The following is a 332-nucleotide window of genomic DNA, read 5'->3' on the forward strand; positions in this document are numbered from 1 at the left end:
TTTATTCGCTTCCACGTGGCTGCCGATATTTGCTCTCGAGTTAAATATAAAGGGCTTTCGGTGAGTGACGCGGGCGATGAAGTTATTCATGGTGTGTTGCAGGATGCCGGCGGTACCGGTGGTGTCATAATTATTGATGCTCAGGGTAATATTGCGATGCCATTTAATACCGAAGGCATGTACCGGGGTTATTTTAAAGGTGAGGATAAAGCGGAAGTCGCTATTTATAACGAGGATGAATAAGTTCGGAGTCTATGAGTCGTCAAAAATCGCACAGTAACCCTTTTGTTGAGAAGTTTCAGACACAATTAGAGCAATGTACAACACGTCAG

At 44.0% G+C, this 332-nt stretch carries 1 protein-coding gene; it reads left to right on the forward strand.

The annotated features are described in order from the left end of the window. Positions 1 to 243: isoaspartyl peptidase/L-asparaginase (locus B3180_RS02865; RefSeq protein ID WP_286842918.1), on the forward strand; the 243-nt coding region annotated here is incomplete at its 5' end. Between the last annotated feature and the right edge of the window lie 89 nt (positions 244 to 332).

The sequence above is a fragment of the Idiomarina sp. UBA4206 genome (assembly GCF_002383015.1).
Taxonomy (GTDB): Bacteria; Pseudomonadota; Gammaproteobacteria; order Enterobacterales; family Alteromonadaceae; genus Idiomarina; species Idiomarina abyssalis.